This is a genomic window from Agrobacterium sp. rho-13.3, assembly GCF_033957765.2.
Classification (GTDB): Bacteria; Pseudomonadota; Alphaproteobacteria; order Rhizobiales; family Rhizobiaceae; genus Agrobacterium.
This window is the reverse complement of record NZ_CP192774.1, coordinates 2,066,074-2,080,904: the sequence shown is the minus strand read 5'-3', so window position 1 is coordinate 2,080,904 and position 14,831 is coordinate 2,066,074. Positions and strand designations below refer to the sequence as shown.

16 protein-coding genes are annotated in these 14,831 nt (G+C 54.2%); 7 read left to right on the top strand and 9 right to left on the bottom strand.

Going from position 1 to position 14,831, the window contains the following annotated elements; translation table 11 throughout:
• Positions 1-199: 199 nt before the first annotated feature.
• Positions 200-985, top strand: coding sequence for a class I SAM-dependent methyltransferase (locus tag RMR16_RS10330; protein WP_320198309.1), 786 nt, complete (start codon positions 200-202; stop codon positions 983-985).
• A gap of 187 nt (positions 986-1,172) precedes the next feature.
• Positions 1,173-2,072, top strand: coding sequence for an RNA polymerase sigma factor RpoH (gene rpoH, locus RMR16_RS10325; RefSeq protein ID WP_320198310.1), 900 nt, complete (start codon positions 1,173-1,175; stop codon positions 2,070-2,072).
• A 72-nt stretch (positions 2,073-2,144) separates the two neighbouring features.
• On the opposite strand, the gene RMR16_RS10320 is transcribed toward rpoH, so the two are convergent.
• Together RMR16_RS10320 and RMR16_RS10315 are read right to left on the bottom strand one after the other, a co-directional pair.
• Positions 2,145-4,409, bottom strand: coding sequence for a hypothetical protein (locus RMR16_RS10320; RefSeq protein ID WP_320198311.1), 2,265 nt, complete (start codon positions 4,407-4,409; stop codon positions 2,145-2,147).
• A gap of 70 nt (positions 4,410-4,479) precedes the next feature.
• Positions 4,480-5,778, bottom strand: a complete 1,299-nt coding sequence (locus RMR16_RS10315; protein ID WP_320198312.1) for an adenylosuccinate synthase — start codon at positions 5,776-5,778, stop codon at positions 4,480-4,482.
• 220 nt (positions 5,779-5,998) lie between these two features.
• Between RMR16_RS10315 and RMR16_RS10310 the strand changes: the two genes are divergently transcribed.
• Positions 5,999-6,886: a DMT family transporter gene (locus tag RMR16_RS10310; protein ID WP_320198313.1), complete on the top strand. Its 888-nt coding sequence runs from the start codon at positions 5,999-6,001 to the stop codon at positions 6,884-6,886.
• Between the two features lie 40 nt (positions 6,887-6,926).
• On the opposite strand, the gene RMR16_RS10305 is transcribed toward RMR16_RS10310, so the two are convergent.
• The 3 genes from RMR16_RS10305 to RMR16_RS10295 form a co-directional block, all read right to left on the bottom strand.
• Positions 6,927-7,166 carry a hypothetical protein gene (locus RMR16_RS10305; protein WP_320198314.1) on the bottom strand — a complete coding sequence of 80 codons (240 nt, stop codon included), beginning with the start codon at positions 7,164-7,166 and terminating at the stop codon, positions 6,927-6,929.
• Positions 7,167-7,372: 206 nt separating this feature from the next.
• Positions 7,373-8,479: a hypothetical protein gene (locus RMR16_RS10300; protein ID WP_320198315.1), complete on the bottom strand. Its 1,107-nt coding sequence runs from the start codon at positions 8,477-8,479 to the stop codon at positions 7,373-7,375.
• Positions 8,480-8,646: 167 nt separating this feature from the next.
• Complete coding sequence (locus tag RMR16_RS10295) at positions 8,647-9,243, bottom strand: DUF1134 domain-containing protein (protein WP_320198316.1); 597 nt, start codon at positions 9,241-9,243, stop codon at positions 8,647-8,649.
• 259 nt (positions 9,244-9,502) lie between these two features.
• On the opposite strand from RMR16_RS10295, the gene chpT reads away from it, so the two are divergent.
• Positions 9,503-10,153 carry a histidine phosphotransferase ChpT gene (chpT, locus tag RMR16_RS10290; RefSeq protein WP_320198317.1) on the top strand — a complete coding sequence of 217 codons (651 nt, stop codon included), beginning with the start codon at positions 9,503-9,505 and terminating at the stop codon, positions 10,151-10,153.
• Between the two features lie 70 nt (positions 10,154-10,223).
• Here chpT and RMR16_RS10285 read toward each other — a convergent pair whose 3' ends face one another.
• Both RMR16_RS10285 and ctrA read right to left on the bottom strand, forming a co-directional pair.
• Positions 10,224-10,733, bottom strand: coding sequence for a GNAT family N-acetyltransferase (locus RMR16_RS10285; RefSeq protein ID WP_320198318.1), 510 nt, complete (start codon positions 10,731-10,733; stop codon positions 10,224-10,226).
• A gap of 112 nt (positions 10,734-10,845) precedes the next feature.
• The gene (ctrA, locus tag RMR16_RS10280; protein ID WP_320198319.1) at positions 10,846-11,550 is read right to left on the bottom strand and encodes a response regulator transcription factor CtrA; all 705 of its coding nucleotides are present in this window, start codon (positions 11,548-11,550) and stop codon (positions 10,846-10,848) included.
• Positions 11,551-11,995: 445 nt separating this feature from the next.
• Here ctrA and RMR16_RS10275 point away from each other — a divergent pair, with 445 nt between their 5' ends.
• Both RMR16_RS10275 and RMR16_RS10270 read left to right on the top strand, forming a co-directional pair.
• Positions 11,996-12,346 (top strand): flagellar export protein FliJ, encoded by a 351-nt coding sequence (locus RMR16_RS10275; RefSeq protein WP_320198543.1) that lies wholly within the window; start codon positions 11,996-11,998, stop codon positions 12,344-12,346.
• Positions 12,347-12,550: 204 nt separating this feature from the next.
• Positions 12,551-12,988 (top strand): GFA family protein, encoded by a 438-nt coding sequence (locus tag RMR16_RS10270; protein WP_320198320.1) that lies wholly within the window; start codon positions 12,551-12,553, stop codon positions 12,986-12,988.
• Here RMR16_RS10270 and RMR16_RS10265 read toward each other — a convergent pair whose 3' ends face one another.
• On the bottom strand, positions 12,989-13,270 hold the full coding sequence (locus RMR16_RS10265; RefSeq protein ID WP_320198321.1) for a GNAT family N-acetyltransferase: 282 nt from the start codon (positions 13,268-13,270) through the stop codon (positions 12,989-12,991).
• Between the two features lie 202 nt (positions 13,271-13,472).
• The gene (locus RMR16_RS10260) at positions 13,473-13,748 is read right to left on the bottom strand and encodes a DUF1153 domain-containing protein (protein WP_027675777.1); all 276 of its coding nucleotides are present in this window, start codon (positions 13,746-13,748) and stop codon (positions 13,473-13,475) included.
• Positions 13,749-14,075: 327 nt separating this feature from the next.
• Between RMR16_RS10260 and RMR16_RS10255 the strand changes: the two genes are divergently transcribed.
• Positions 14,076-14,819: a helix-turn-helix transcriptional regulator gene (locus RMR16_RS10255; RefSeq protein ID WP_320198322.1), complete on the top strand. Its 744-nt coding sequence runs from the start codon at positions 14,076-14,078 to the stop codon at positions 14,817-14,819.
• Positions 14,820-14,831 lie beyond the last annotated feature (12 nt).

Below are 14,831 nucleotides of genomic sequence, written 5' to 3'. Positions count from 1 at the left end.
AATATTACATTAGTTTATGCATGAATTCGAAATATCGATGATATTTTCAACGTCTCAATTCCGCTCTATTTAAGCATAGTTTTTGAGTGACAATAAAGCGTAGGAAATGCGCGTCACCAAGGCTTTCAAATAAACCCTCTTGGGTTGAAATTATTCATTCGGCCTTTCCGCGATCGGGAAATATTCGAGATAAAGCGCGATGAATGTCAGCGATCGAAAATTTATATTTCACGATCTGCAAAAAATCGAAGGCTATATTGACCCGCCCGATGCGCTGGTTTTTACCGTTCTGCTACAGGCACAACAAAAAAGATCGCTCAGTGGCGGCGTCGCCGAAATCGGTGTGTTTTACGGCCGCTCATATTTTTTGCTGCGCAAAGTGGTGGGTGATGAGGGAAAGGTTCTGGCCGTCGATCTGTTCGACCTTGAGGCTGCTGATGGCGGCGCGTCCCGGCAGTACGAAAACTTTCTGGACAATGGCAAACGCCTGAACATGACGGTGGATGAGGAACTGGTCATCAAAGGCGACAGCACTCAACTCGATGCTGACAGGGTGCTGGAAAAAATTGGCAGGGTGCGTTTCTTCAGCATCGATGGCGGCCACATGCTGCATCATGTTTTGTCGGATAGCAAACTGGCGATGGATGTTCTGGCCGATCACGGGATTATCGTTTTTGACGATACGTTCAACCCGCAATGGCCCGAGGTAACAGTGGGTGTGGCGGATTTTCTTCGGGCAAAGGGCGATCGCTTCAGTGCGTTCTGCATGACGAAATACAAAACCTATGTCTGTCGCCGCGAATATCATGATATATACGAGAATATCGTCAATCACGCGCCTGAGCTTGCGGCATTCGACCATGTCGAAACCGAGTTCCTTGGCGCAAGGGTCACACGCCTGCACAACCCCATGCGCCGCCGCATGATGTATGAACTGATGGTGCGTTCCGGGCTGACGAATTTTTCGGAACGAATCTACCGCTAATCTGTTTTCTGTTCGGCTTACGAATAAGTAATTTTATAACGCTTGTGTGAACGCTGTGTCTGCTTGAAAGACGTGGGTGGCGTACATATTTGTGACGTGGGGTTCGTGCGGGGTCGATATTCGACCCGCTACTTCGGTTTGCCTTGAAAAAGGGGACTGGCCTAAAACAAAGATAAGGGGGTGCTTTATGGCCCGCAATATGCCTTCGATTACTGCCGGTGAAGCCGGTCTGAACAGATATCTCGATGAGATTCGCAAGTTTCCCATGCTGGAACCGCAGGAAGAGTACATGCTTGGCAAACGTTATGCCGAACATGGCGACCGCGATGCTGCGCATAAGCTGGTGACGAGCCATTTGCGTCTCGTGGCGAAGATCGCCATGGGTTATCGCGGCTATGGCTTGCCGATTGGTGAAGTTGTGTCCGAGGGCAATGTGGGTCTGATGCAGGCGGTCAAGAAATTTGATCCCGAACGCGGCTTCCGCCTAGCGACCTATGCGATGTGGTGGATCAAGGCGTCGATCCAGGAATATATCCTGCGCTCGTGGTCGCTCGTCAAAATGGGCACGACCGCCAACCAGAAGCGCCTGTTCTTCAACTTGCGCCGCCTGAAAGGCAAAATCCAGGCGATCGATGATGGCGATTTGAAGCCGGAACATGTCACGGCGATTGCAACGAAACTTCAGGTGTCTGAAGAAGAAGTGATTTCCATGAACCGCCGCCTGCATGGCGATGCTTCGCTCAACGCGCCTATCAAGGCTGCGGAAGGTGAAGCGGGTCAATGGCAGGATTGGCTGGTTGATGGCAGTGAAAGCCAGGAAGCGGTGCTGATCGAGCAGGATGAACTGGATACACGCCGTCGTATGCTGGCGAAAGCCATGGCTGTACTGAACGAGCGCGAACGTCGCATCTTTGAAGCACGTCGCCTGTCCGAAGACCCCATCACGCTGGAAGATCTCTCCACGGAGTTCGATATCAGCCGTGAGCGCGTGCGCCAGATTGAAGTGCGCGCGTTTGAAAAGGTTCAGGAAGCCGTTCAAAAGGAAGCGCTAGAAGCTGCGAAAGCTTTGCGCGTCGTCGACGCATAAGTTTTCAGATATCTTATAGAAAAAGGCCCCGGATGTTTTCATCCGGGGCCTTTTTTGTATTCTGATGGCTGATTACTGGCCGGTCGTTGGAGTGGCGGCACTCCATTCGCGCAGGGCCGTCTCAAATGCCGCCTTGCCGTCTGCACCCTTCTGCAACGTCAGCAGAGCACGGCGACCGTTGCGGTACGATACCGGAATGTCGATCCAGTCACGGGTGCGCATCAGCTCGAGGTTGGTCTTCAAAGCATCCGGGAAATCATTCAGCGCGATCATGTGGAAATCGTCTGTGATCTTTGCTGGAACTGCGATCAGCGCGTTGCCGCGATCCTGCTCGGTGCTTTTCATCGCAATGCGTTGAACGCTATCGATTGCGCCGCCTTCGAAGCCTGCACCCACCGAAAAGACGATCTCGACCAGATGGCTGGCGGGCAAAGACGGGTCCGTGTTGCGCTTGAAGGTGATCAAGGCGCTCAAGCCACGTCCGGGAATGGTGATCTGACCCTGAACGGTGGCGGAAGGCTTACCGTTCGTGTCCTGTTCGTTTTGAAGCGACCAGGAAACATTTCCTTCAATTGCCGTTGGCACCGTTTGCCCGAGAACCTCTTCATAGAGGAACATACGGTGGCCGGAAGCAGCCGCGGCAGGCGCTTGTGCCGGTGCCGTCTGTCCAGCTGTCGTCGCGCCCGTGGTGGGGTTTGCCTGTGCTGCCGGTGCAGCTTCATTCTGTTGATAAACAGACTGGCCTTCAGCCGTTACCGGCTGACCATTGGCACCGGGGCCTGCACCTTCATCCCGTTCCGTGCCATTCGCCAGAAGGCGCTGCGTGAACTTCGTGCCCGTCACAGAGCCGTCATCCACCTTTGCCGGTGGCGCCTGCGTTGTGGGCTGCTGCCCATTGGCGCTTGGCTGTGCTGGTGTCGTGGTCTGTGTGGCTGCTGGTGTGGATGCGGTTTCTGTCGCTGGTGTCGTCGTGTTGCCGGTCTGCGCAGACTGTACAAGTCCGCCGACAACATCGTTCAGCGTATCGCGATTGACCCAGAGCGCGTATGCGCCGCCAGCCAAAAGAACGATACCGCCAAGAACGAGCACCATGGCCGCATAATTGCGGCGTGGTTTTTTCTTTGTTCTATAGGCAGCGGCAGGAATACCGTCTGCCGCAAGCCCGGAATCGAAATTGCTTCTGTTGGCATTGTCCGTGGTGGTGCCAGACGTGCCATCATAACCAATCAGCTCTTCCAGATCATCCCAAGGGGTGCGTTCCTTGTCGTCCTTCTGGCCGGGTTGTACGGCAAAAGGGTCGTTGTCGGCACGCGGAAGTCCGGGAGTGGTCTTGGCGGGAAGATCAAGCGCGGTATCTTGGAAATACGTGGAGAAATCCTCGACAACGGCCGGGGACTGCTTCTGCGTTTCCGCCTTAGACTCAAGGTCGCGATGCTCTTCATCAGAGAATGTGGGCGAGGTGCCAAAGTGGACGTCAGCAGCGTGTTGCTCATCCTGCCGAGGCTCGGCATTTCCATCCTGATAATAGGGGGACTGTGACGAATAGCTTGCTGCGTAAGGAAGCGGAGTGTTCTCATGGAAAACATCGCTGTCGTCAGCCCGAGCCGCCACGTCCGCTTTCGGTTCTTCAGCTGGCTGATGAGCCGGTTCTTCCGTGTGCGGTGGCCAGTGGTCTTCGGCAGGCGTGTCCTGACCAACCCAGCTGCTGTGGGCGTGGTCCTCTTCGGCAACAGGCTCTGGCTCTACGGCAGGCTCGTAATGCTCTGCCGCGTAATGAGGCTCTTGCGCAGGGGCTGCGAAGTACGTTGATGCTTCTTCGCGGGGCGCTTCGGGCTCGTAGTGTGTTGCTACCGGCTCTGGTGCCGCGGTTTCCACCACGGGTTCAGGCTCGACATAAGGCTCAGCTTCTGGCTCTTCGCGATATTCCGCGTGTGCAGGCTGCTGTTCCGGCTCTGCACGCTCTTCGTCATAAGGCTCGGCAGCAACAGGTTCGTCCTGATGCAGACGCTGTTCTTCCGCAACGGTTTCCTCGTAATAGGGCGAGGATATATCGGCAGCCACGGGTGCAACCACGGTCGCCGCAACCGGAGCGGCATAGTCGTGATCTTCCTCGATGGCCGGAAGGGCTTCGGAATATTCGCCTTCCACCTCCGCAATCGCGGTGTCCAGCTTGAGAATTTGCCGATTTAAAAGTTCTTCCGGCGGGCGCGGTTTCATATTCTCGAGCTGGCGCACGACTGCGCTACGCGCCTTGTCGTACACCTTTGCCCGGTTTTCGGGAGTATTGTTCGCCAAGCCATCCACGGCCTTGCGAATGACTGCTACAAAATCCGCCATAAGCACTTTCTCGTCGAGGCCAGCGACGTACTGGCCCGATATGGTTTATGAATCTAGATCGCTGAGGACATTAATCCTCAAATGGATCAGTCACAAGTATGGTGTCATCCCGCTCAGGGCTGGTGGACAGAAGCGCGACAGGCGCGCCGATCAGTTCCTCGACCTGACGGACATATTTGATAGCCTGAGCAGGCAAATCCGCCCATTTGCGGGCACCGACGGTGGATTCTTTCCAACCTTCGAGCGTGACATAGATCGGCTCCACGCGAGCCTGCGCACCCTGGCTTGCTGGAAGGTGGTCGATTTCCTGTCCATCCAGCTTGTAACCCACGCAAATCTTCAGCTCTTCGAGGCCGTCAAGAACGTCGAGCTTGGTCAGCGCAATGCCGGTGATGCCGTTGGTTGCAACGGACTGGCGAACCAGTGCCGCGTCAAACCAGCCGCACCGGCGCTTACGGCCGGTAACGGTGCCGAATTCATGGCCTTTTTCACCCAGAAACTGGCCGACTTCATCGTGCAGTTCCGTCGGGAAGGGGCCTTCGCCGACGCGGGTGGTGTACGCCTTGGTGATGCCGAGGATGTAACCCAGCGAACCCGGGCCCATGCCGGAACCGGCAGAGGCCTGTCCTGCAACCGTATTGGAAGACGTCACATAAGGATATGTGCCGTGGTCGATATCGAGCAGCGAGCCTTGTGCGCCTTCAAACAGAATGCGTGCGCCAGCGCGACGCTTCTTGTCGAGCAGCAGCCAAACGGTTTCGCTGAACGGAAGAATCTGGTCGGCAACCGATGTTAGTTCTTCCATGATGGTTTCGTGCGACACTTCCGCTGCGCCAAAGCCGCGACGAAGCGCATTGTGGTGCGTGAGGATGCGGTCGACCTTGGCGGACAAAGCCTCCCTGTCTTCCAGATCCATAACGCGGATGGCGCGGCGGCCAACCTTGTCTTCATAGGCCGGGCCAATGCCGCGACGGGTGGTGCCGATCTTCGTACCGCTGTCGGAGGCGGCGTCTTCGCGCATGCCGTCCAGTTCGCGGTGCAGGGAAAGAATGAGCGTTGCGTTGTCGGCAATGCGAAGGTTTTCGGCGTTCACCGTTACACCCTGCGCGGCCAGACGTCCGATTTCAGCAATCAGCGCATGGGGGTCGACAACGACGCCGTTGCCGATAACGGCAAGCTTGCCGGGGCGCACAACGCCGGAAGGCAGAAGCGACAGCTTATAGCTTACGCCATCAATGACCAGCGTATGACCGGCATTATGGCCACCTTGATATCGTACCACGACATCTGCGCGCTCAGAGAGCCAGTCAACAATCTTACCCTTGCCTTCATCGCCCCATTGAGAGCCGACCACCACGACATTCGTCATTTCTTGCTTTCCTGCTCATGGCGCAAAAACGCCCTTACTCAAACCCGCGAATGTATACTGCGTTGTTTTGCGGAAAGCGACCCTGTTTATGCGCTGGAACTTTGCTTTTTAAGGGATAATTTAGGTTTGTACCCGTTTGCGTGGCACGATCCGCGCTTGCAGAAGGCGAATCGCCGGTGCAGAACAGCAGCGGTTCTTCATCTGAAAGTCGAGAATTCCCTTGTCATCCAAAGCCTATCTCGTTCTGATTATCGCTACGCTCTGCTGGGGCGGTAACGCCGTGGCGGGAAAACTGGCGGTCGGTCATGTCAGCCCCATGGTGCTGACATTTTTAAGGTGGTCGCTTGCGGTGGCCATCATCGTTGCCATCTCCCTGCCGCAGTTGCTGCGGGACTGGCCAGTGGTCAAGACGCGGTTGCCATACTTTTTTGCTCTTGGGGCGGTCGGTTACACCTGCTTCAATGCGGCGCTTTATACAGCCTTAAAATATACGTCGGCCATCAATGTCGCTGTTATTCAGGCCGGCATTCCGATGGTTATTTTTGCGCTGAACTTCGCTCTGTTCCGCACGCGCATTTTTTCGGGGCAGATTATCGGCTTTTTCCTGACGATAGCCGGTGTTGGGCTGTTGGCATCCCATGGTGATCTGCTTTCGCTTTTGAACCTTCAAATGAATCTGGGCGATGCCATCATGCTGCTCGCCGTGCTCTCCTATGCCATTTACACCGTTATTCTGCGCTGGAAACCGGCGGTCAACTGGCGCACCTTGATGGCCATCCCGGCGATTGCGGCGCTGATATCATCCGTGCCGTTGATGGTGTGGGAAGTTTCGCAGGAAACAGCGATCTGGCCGGATGCAAAGGGTTGGGTGATTACCGTTTACACGGCGCTGTTTGCGTCGCTGTTGGCGCAAATATTTTTCATTCTGGGTGTGGAGCGCATTGGCCCCAATCGCGCTGGTCTGTTTATCAATCTTATCCCGGTGTTTGGCACTTTTCTGTCAGTGCTGATCCTTGGCGAGACATTGCATCCCTACCAGATCATGGCTCTGCTTCTGACGCTTGGCGGCATCGCCGTTGCGGAACGAAAAAAACCGCCAGTCCTTTGAGGAACTGGCGGCAAGTCAGTCATGAATGTGAAAGGGCGTGTTATTTCTCAGCCCGCGTCTGGTCGAAACCGCTGAAATAGTGATCCAGTGCCGACAGTGCGTCCTGTCGCGACACGTCGATTGTGTCCGCGCTGCTCAGGGGCGCTACGGATGCAACGGCGTTGTGTTCCATGGCCGCAAAGCTGCGCGCAAAACCACCGGGGCCAGCTGCGTCTGCGTGGGTGGAAATGGATGCGATGACTGCGCCGCAGATGGCGGCGGCAAAAAGCTTCTTCAACATGTTCATACCCCGTTTCGGTGTCAGCCGGCTTGCCCGCCGGTCTTGTCCGTGTTGTCAGAATGTGCGTCAGAGCTTCTTTCTGCCGCCTGTAGTGACGACATTACAGGGCAGTGTTTTCAGGGGATTTAAGCCGATAGCTACAATTTTATCGGTCTTTATTTTTAATGCGATCTTTCGCCATTTTTCTTGCCGGTGTCAGCTTCAGGCTAGTTTTTCTGCTGCGCGATCACGTCGCTGGCCCGGCTTGCAAGGTTTTTTCGCCCGCCATCGGCCGCTGCATTGGCAATCATCGCCGGGATGGAGGAGCCTTCGCCTTCCTGCGCCGCGGTCAATGCGATCATGCGGGCAGCGATCTGGGCGATTTCTTTACGGATGGCCTCGTCATTGCCGTTGCCTTTGCCATTCAGCAAACGCTCGGTCAAAGCCGTTCCCTGATTGCGAATATCTTCAATCTCACGCGCGATTTTATCTGGCGTGTCTGCCGTTGCGCCAATCTGAATGAGCGGTGCGGCTACGCTGGCGGCTCCACCAGCGCCATCGACTGTGCTGGCTGCTAGCCGCTCCTTGAGGCGAGCAGCTTCCTGCGTGCGGCGCTCCAGCAGCATTTCATTGTCCGCATTGCGGGCCGCTTCTTTGGCCAGCTGCTCTTCCAGCCGGGCGATTTTTCTGCTTTCGAGATTCATGTGGCTGGCAGCCTGCCGATTTTTTGAGGCCGCTTCTTCAAGTTCTTTGGTGATAGTTTCACGTTCCTTGCGCCATGAAGCGGTCTTGTGCTTGGCCTGTTCGACTTCGATATCGCGCGCGGAAAGCGTGATTTTCAGATCGTCCAACTCATGGGACATAGCGCTGACGCGCTTCGTCAGGTTGGAAATTTCCTGCGTGCGGGAGATTGCCGTTTCTTCGGCATCGTTCAGCGCGGCCTTCAACCTGCTTGCGGCGTCTTCGTGGCGGCGTGACTTGGCGCGCAGTTCGTTCGTAACGATTGTCATATCTTCAAGCTGAGATTTCAGTTCGCGCGTTTCGGTCATCAGCTTGCTGGCATCGCTGATGGCATTGTCGTTTCTAAATTTTAGCGACAGAGCCTTTTCACGCTCTGCATCCAGTTCCTGGCGGGTGCGGGCGTTTTCCGCAGCATAGAGCGCACGCGCCATGTCTTTCTGGGCGCGCACTTCCTGCGGGCTGATGGGCATCGTCGCCCGCAGCCGCTTTTCGGTGTAGGTGACGATTCGGCGATGGATTGCCGGTGCCAAAAGCGAAACAAACAGGATGGCAGAGAGGAAACCCAGGCCAAAAAGAAGGGCGTACTCGATCACGCGGCGTGTCTCCACTCAGAAAACGCAATGCTCGACCTCCGTTGGCCCAGCAAATTGCGGCTTGTTCAATACAGGCGCACGGTGTCGCACGACAATCTTGCGCCAGGCCTTATCCGCAAATGGAACAGGCAAATGCTATTTTACGCGAAATGCCCGGGTCTTGCGAATCAGAAAGGATTCCATGTTGGCTGCGGCGTCAGCTTCAAATATCCGACATTGATGCCGAGGCGTGCGCCGATGCCCGTTCTGATCGGGGCAATGGTCACGTCGCTGTTTTTCAGAACCGTCATGCCAACGCCTGCAACGATGAAGGCGGAGCCGCTGACACCGCCGTAACGACGATAGAGCGCGTTTACAGCTGGAAGATTGTAGACCAGCATCATGGCGCGTGTGCCCTGGCCACCGTAATCAAGGCCAAGCGATGGGCCTTGCCAGAAAACCGGGTGCTGACCCGCATTCTTGGTGTAAAGCTGGCCTTCGCCATAGGTCAGGCCAGCCACGAATGCGCCTGAACCTTCCTGCCCAAGAATATAACCGTTCGGGAGGCCGTATTGTTGGAAGGCGCGCTCTACGACTTTGGCAAGGCCGCCTGTCGTTTCACCAAAGAAGCCGTGACCGGCATCAACGATTTCCTGAAGTGAATATTGATCGCTGCTTTGAGCAGAGGCCTGCGCTGTAGACACGCAAAGGCTCGCGAATACCACGAAAATCTTTACCAGTCCGAGGCGTGCGATGGTGCGGAGTTCGGTAAGTCGCATCGTCAATTCCGTCCGTCTGTTTCGTTCGTTTGGTCCTGTTACAGAGTCCTTTTGAAAACATTGGACGGATCGATTCGGCGGATGATTCTTGCGCTTGTCCGCCACAAAAATCATCCGCCGAATCTCCGTCGCCGAGTTTCCAAACGGACTCTTAGACATTTGGCATTTTGAAACCATCATATTAACAATCGGTTTACCAAATATGGTGTCATTATGGCTTAATAACTTCCACACCGTCCGCGCAGCCCTTGCGCAGGAGAATTTTATGACGAGCAAACTTAATCTCACGCTGTCCGGCCCCGATCTGGCGGCGCTTCTGTGCAGTCGCGTGTGCCATGATGTGATTTCGCCCGTCGGTGCCATCAATAACGGACTGGAGCTTCTGGATGAGGGTGGTTCGGATGAAGATGCGCTGGATCTCATCCGCACATCTGCCGTCAACGCTTCGGTGCGTCTGAAATTTGCTCGCCTGGCCTTCGGTGCATCCGGTTCTGCTGGAGCATCCATCGACACGGGTGAGGGCGAGAAAGCTGCGAAGGATTTTGCTGCCGCTGAGAAAAAAGCGGAAGTCAGCTGGAATGGTCCTCGCGCTATCGTGCCGAAGAACCGGGTAAAGCTGCTGCTCAATCTGTTCCTCGTTGCCTACAGTGCCATTCCGCGTGGCGGCAATGTGGATGTCGTTCTGGAAAACCCGGAAACCGACGCGAAATTCGAAATCACCGTCAAAGGCCGCATGATGCGCGTGCCGGCCAAGTTCGCGGCGCTTTCCGCTGGAACGGAAGAGGAAGACATCGACGCCCATTCAGTGCAGCCCTACTACACGCTGCTTTTGGCGCAGGAAGCGGGCATGGAGCTTGAATACAAGGTCCACGAAGACCGCATCGTGTTTACGGCCGTTATGGCAGAAGCTGCCTGATTCGCTGCTTTTGATGGATTGACGATATTCGGGCCGCCGCTTGGTGGCCCGTCTTGCGTTCATTAAGCTGTCAAGAAATGCGTCGTAGCATCACCTCATTGGGATAGGTCTGATCGCCTATCCGAAAATGGGTTCGCCCGATGGTCTCGAATTTCTGTGCTGCATAAAATCTTATTGCCGAGGCGTTTTGGGCGTTAACCGTTAACCAAACAGCGTCGGCCTTGCGGTCCGCGCATCTGTTAACGCCCTCATTCAAAAGACCTTTGCCTATTCCTCTGCCGTGATGTCTTGGCTGGAGATAGAGCGTTTTGATTTCCGTTGCCGAGCAGCCGGGGATCGGAGCGGGGCTATCGAATGCGATACGAACAAAACCATCGATGCCGTCGTCGTTTTCAGACACGATGATGTTTTCACGATCGTTGGCGATGATCGCTTCAAACTTGGCTGTGGTGAATTCGGATAGAGCGTAATCGGCGAAGAATTTGTTCACGCCGTTGCGCAGATATGTGCCGATCCAGACTTCCATGGAGATCGCGGCGAGGCTTGAAGCATCCCTTATCAGCGCGTGTCTGAAATGCATGGAAGACTCTCCTTAAAATCCTGCGTTTTCGCCAGCTTCATGTCCCAAATAGAAACAAAAAAACCGCCGGATGAGGGCGGTTTTTTGCATGCGGGTATGCTTGGGAGGACTATCAGGCTGTTTCGAGATATTCCGTCACGGCATCTGGCTCGCGCAGAACGTATCCACGGCCCCAGACAGTTTCGATGTAGTTTGCGCCGCCAGCGGCATTTGCGAGCTTCTTGCGCAGCTTGCAGATAAAGACGTCGATGATTTTCAGTTCTGGCTCATCCATACCGCCGTAAAGGTGGTTGAGGAACATTTCCTTGGTGAGCGTCGTACCCTTGCGGAGCGAAAGCAGCTCCAGCATCTGGTATTCCTTGCCCGTCAGGTGAACGCGCTGACCGCCGACTTCAACTGTCTTGGCATCCAGATTGACGATGAGTTCGCCCGTGGAGATGACCGACTGCGCATGGCCCTTGGAACGGCGCACGATGGCGTGAATGCGGGCAACAAGTTCGTCCTTGTGGAACGGCTTTGTCATATAGTCATCTGCGCCGAAGCCCAGACCGCGAACCTTGTCTTCAATGCCAGCCATGCCCGAGAGAATCAGGATTGGTGTTTTGACCTTGGACAGACGCAGCGTTCTCAGAACCTCGTAACCCGACATATCGGGGAGGTTAAGATCAAGCAGAATGATGTCGTAGTCGTATAGCTTTCCAAGGTCTACGCCTTCCTCTCCGAGATCGGTCGTGTAGACGTTGAAACTTTCCGACTTCAACATCAACTCAATGCTCTGAGCTGTTGCGCTGTCGTCTTCGATGAGTAGAACCCGCATAATTGTCCCCTTTGCCGCCTGCGGAAGGTAAATGATTGCCTTTTGCGCGATACGGATCCAGTCGTTGCCTGATTTGCAGGCTGCCACCAAATGGTTAACAAATTCTAATTACCTTTGGCAAGGTGTAGAGAATTTATTAAATAATGGTTCCAGTCTGCTGTTATTCAACATGAATCCGCATCACCAAACTTGAATCATAACGTGAACAAATCCCGCTAAGTGACTCAATCGACTCTCTCATCGTCGTGCCCGTGTTTTTTAGGGCTTGGCATTTACCGACCTTTAAATGATCTGCCTTATCATTAACGATGCCCGTAAACGAAAGGTTAACGACGCCTATTTTTTATTAACGTCGGGTAACTTTTTAGAAACATTCCGGCACATGCCGGAGTGGAAGGGTCGGTTCCAGTTTGACCGGGGTCTCGCTATCCACGGAGTATTGCGTATGAAGTCGCGTGACAGCCTAGTTCGCCTGAAGGAATTTCAGGTCAACGAAAAACGTCGTCAGTTGCAGCAATTGCAAACGATGATGTCCGAATTCGAACGGATGGCCAAAGAGTTGGTGCATCAGATTTCTCTGGAGGAGAGCAAATCGGGAATTACCGATCCAACGCATTTCGCCTATCCAACATTCGCGAAGGCTGCTCGCCAGCGCGCGGATAATCTTCAGGTTTCCATTCGCGAATTGAAAATGCAGCAGGAAGCAGCCGAAGCAGGTTTGGAAGAAGTTCAGGCCGAATATGAAAGAGCAGCTGCTCTGGAAAATCGCGACGTTGCGATTCGCGCCCGAGCGTGAGGAACAACGCCTGAGACATAGGTGGAACTCGTTTTCATTGACGGTGGCCAGCAGATCAGGGGGCTACTTTCAATGACGCGATATTATGCTTTTTAAAAACGCCGCTCGATTTTCGAGCGGTTTTTTTATGCGCTATAAGTCATCGATTGTCCGCAGTTTTTCGTTGATCTGAATTCGCTGAGATTGAGGGGAGGGCCGAAAACCATGAGCAACACCGAAGCGCCATTCCGTGCGCCAAAAATGACGCGCGGTTCGTGCCTGTGCGGCGCCGTGAACTGGGAGTTTCGCGGTGAAATACTGGACGCTACGATCTGCAACTGCTCGGCTTGTCGTCGCTACGGTGTTCTTTGGGCGTATGATTACGACGGCCACGGTATTTCGGTGGATGATCCGCAGGGTAATCTTGTCTCATATCAACGGGGATCGAAGGTGCTGTCGTTTAATTTTTGCGCGGTGTGCGGCAATCTCGTATCGTGGCGCGCCGCCGAAGCGGGAAAAGACGGGAGGGTACGGATCGCCGTTAACCTTCGTCTCGCAGAACCGTCCGATGTGGCGGATATTCCGGTGCTGCGGTTTGATGGTCTTCACAGTTTTGAAGATTTGGCGATGGATGGGCGCACAGTCGGCGATATCTGGTTTTGATCAACCGGAAATGACGTCAGACCATTCCGGGTGCCGCAACGTCTGCGCCTTGAAAAACGGGCAAAGCGGAATGATTTTCCAGCCGCCTTGGCGTGCTTCCTCAATGGCGTGAGCGGCCAATGCCTGACCAACACCCTTGCCGCGCAACGCATCCGGAACGCCGGTATGGTCGATGATGATGAGTTTTGGAGAGGTGCGGGAAAAGGTCATCTCGGCAGTGTGGCCATCCACCGTTGCCGTATATTGACCCTTTGATGCCGTCTCGGAATTGGATATTTTCATGCCGGTCACTCCAGTTGTCTGCAATGGAGTTTAAAGCCTCTGCAAAAAAATAAAATGCGTCGAGTTGTGAACGCTGTGGCCACAGGATCGACACGTTTTGGATTATATCAAAAACAAATCAGCGCCACGCATTCCCCGGTCTGTTAGGGAAGAGTGACGCCGGATGTTACCGCCGCTGCCCGTTCATGGGGCAGAGGCAAATTTAGTGACGGTACTGCTGAATGCGCGTGGTGCGCAGGCCAGCAAGGCCGTGATCACTGATGGAAGACTGCCAGGAGAGGAATTCCTCAACTGTCAGAGTATATCGTTCACAGGCTTCCTCGAGGCTTAATAGTCCTCCTCGAACCGCGGCGACAACCTCTGCTTTTCGACGAATGACCCAACGGCGCGTGTCCGCAGGGGGCAAATCGGCAATCGTAAGAGGGCTGCCATCGGGACCGATGACATATTTAACTCGTGGGCGTATCATTTCGGTCATTGGACACTCTACACAAACTCAAGACCATATGCTGATGCACTTTAGGGCCGTACCTTTAAAAATTAGCTAAGCCACTCGTGACAATTTGTTAAGAATTTGAATGGTTTCGCCTGATTTGTTCGAGCTTTGCTCGATTCTCGCGCCAAAATAAAAATGCGTTTTATTATTTTTGTAACGACCATTGCCACTAAAGTTATATTTGATTTCATTCATATTAGTGTCTAGATACGGGTAATCGATTTTTTCCGCATCGTATCCTTGTATAAGGGGCGATGCGTTCCTCGCTCGTTCGTCCTTACCGTTAAATTGTTGAGATCCGAGGCGACCATGACAATTTCCCGCCAACGCCTGCTCCGTCGTTCCACGCAGGGACAAGAAAATGACGCGCCGGATGCGCGTGAAGCCCGTCGGCGCGCGTTTGCTTATGCGCTGGGGCCCATAGGCTGCGAAAACGGTTTCACCCATTATCTGCTGGCCAATTTTCCAAATGGTGAAATGGCGGGGTTCAGCGATAGCGTTGTATCGTCGAACTGGTCTGCCACTTTGGTGGAGGCGTTCAATCGTTCTGATTTTTTTCGGCATTGCGGAGTGGTGGAGCAACTGAAAAAAACGATCATGCCGGTTGTTATGGATGGCATCTCAGGCTGGGTGGACACACGGCACAAACCACTGGAGCCGCTTGAGCGCAGTCTTGTCGAAGCACAGTTCGGCAACACGCTTGCTTTCACGCTTCATGAACCGGATGGAAATATATATATTCTTGCTTTTTCCGGAAAGCGGGGAAAGCTAAGTGAAAGCGAACTCTCCAGCATTTATTTTTCCAGCATGCGGGCCTTTGACGGCATTGTCACAAAAATTGCCAAGCCTGAAGCACTTCGCGAAAAACTCACCGCACGCGAAATAGAATGCCTGAGATGGTCGGCGGCTGGAAAAAGCAGTGATGACATCGCCACCATTCTTACGCTTTCGAGCCATACGGTGATCAGCTATCTGAAAAGCGCCATGCGGAAGCTGGAAGCATCCAACCGTATGCAGGCGGTGGCGCGCGCCTATCGTTATCGTTTGCTCTAGAGCGTTTCCGCT

What these genes read in the sequence shown, in the direction of transcription:
- RMR16_RS10330 (WP_320198309.1), top strand. Translation starts at nt 200, where the DNA reads ATGAATGTCAGCGATCGAAAATTTATATTTCACGATCTGCAAAAAATC.
- RMR16_RS10305 (WP_320198314.1), bottom strand. Translation starts at nt 7,166, where the DNA reads ATGTTGAAGAAGCTTTTTGCCGCCGCCATCTGCGGCGCAGTCATCGCA.
- RMR16_RS10315 (WP_320198312.1), bottom strand. Translation starts at nt 5,778, where the DNA reads ATGACGAATGTCGTGGTGGTCGGCTCTCAATGGGGCGATGAAGGCAAG.
- ctrA (WP_320198319.1), bottom strand. Translation starts at nt 11,550, where the DNA reads ATGCGGGTTCTACTCATCGAAGACGACAGCGCAACAGCTCAGAGCATT.
- chpT (WP_320198317.1), top strand. Translation starts at nt 9,503, where the DNA reads ATGACGAGCAAACTTAATCTCACGCTGTCCGGCCCCGATCTGGCGGCG.
- RMR16_RS10260 (WP_027675777.1), bottom strand. Translation starts at nt 13,748, where the DNA reads ATGACCGAAATGATACGCCCACGAGTTAAATATGTCATCGGTCCCGAT.
- rpoH (WP_320198310.1), top strand. Translation starts at nt 1,173, where the DNA reads ATGGCCCGCAATATGCCTTCGATTACTGCCGGTGAAGCCGGTCTGAAC.
- RMR16_RS10270 (WP_320198320.1), top strand. Translation starts at nt 12,551, where the DNA reads ATGAGCAACACCGAAGCGCCATTCCGTGCGCCAAAAATGACGCGCGGT.
- RMR16_RS10320 (WP_320198311.1), bottom strand. Translation starts at nt 4,409, where the DNA reads ATGGCGGATTTTGTAGCAGTCATTCGCAAGGCCGTGGATGGCTTGGCG.
- RMR16_RS10255 (WP_320198322.1), top strand. Translation starts at nt 14,076, where the DNA reads ATGACAATTTCCCGCCAACGCCTGCTCCGTCGTTCCACGCAGGGACAA.
- RMR16_RS10275 (WP_320198543.1), top strand. Translation starts at nt 11,996, where the DNA reads ATGAAGTCGCGTGACAGCCTAGTTCGCCTGAAGGAATTTCAGGTCAAC.
- RMR16_RS10265 (WP_320198321.1), bottom strand. Translation starts at nt 13,270, where the DNA reads ATGAAAATATCCAATTCCGAGACGGCATCAAAGGGTCAATATACGGCA.
- RMR16_RS10285 (WP_320198318.1), bottom strand. Translation starts at nt 10,733, where the DNA reads ATGCATTTCAGACACGCGCTGATAAGGGATGCTTCAAGCCTCGCCGCG.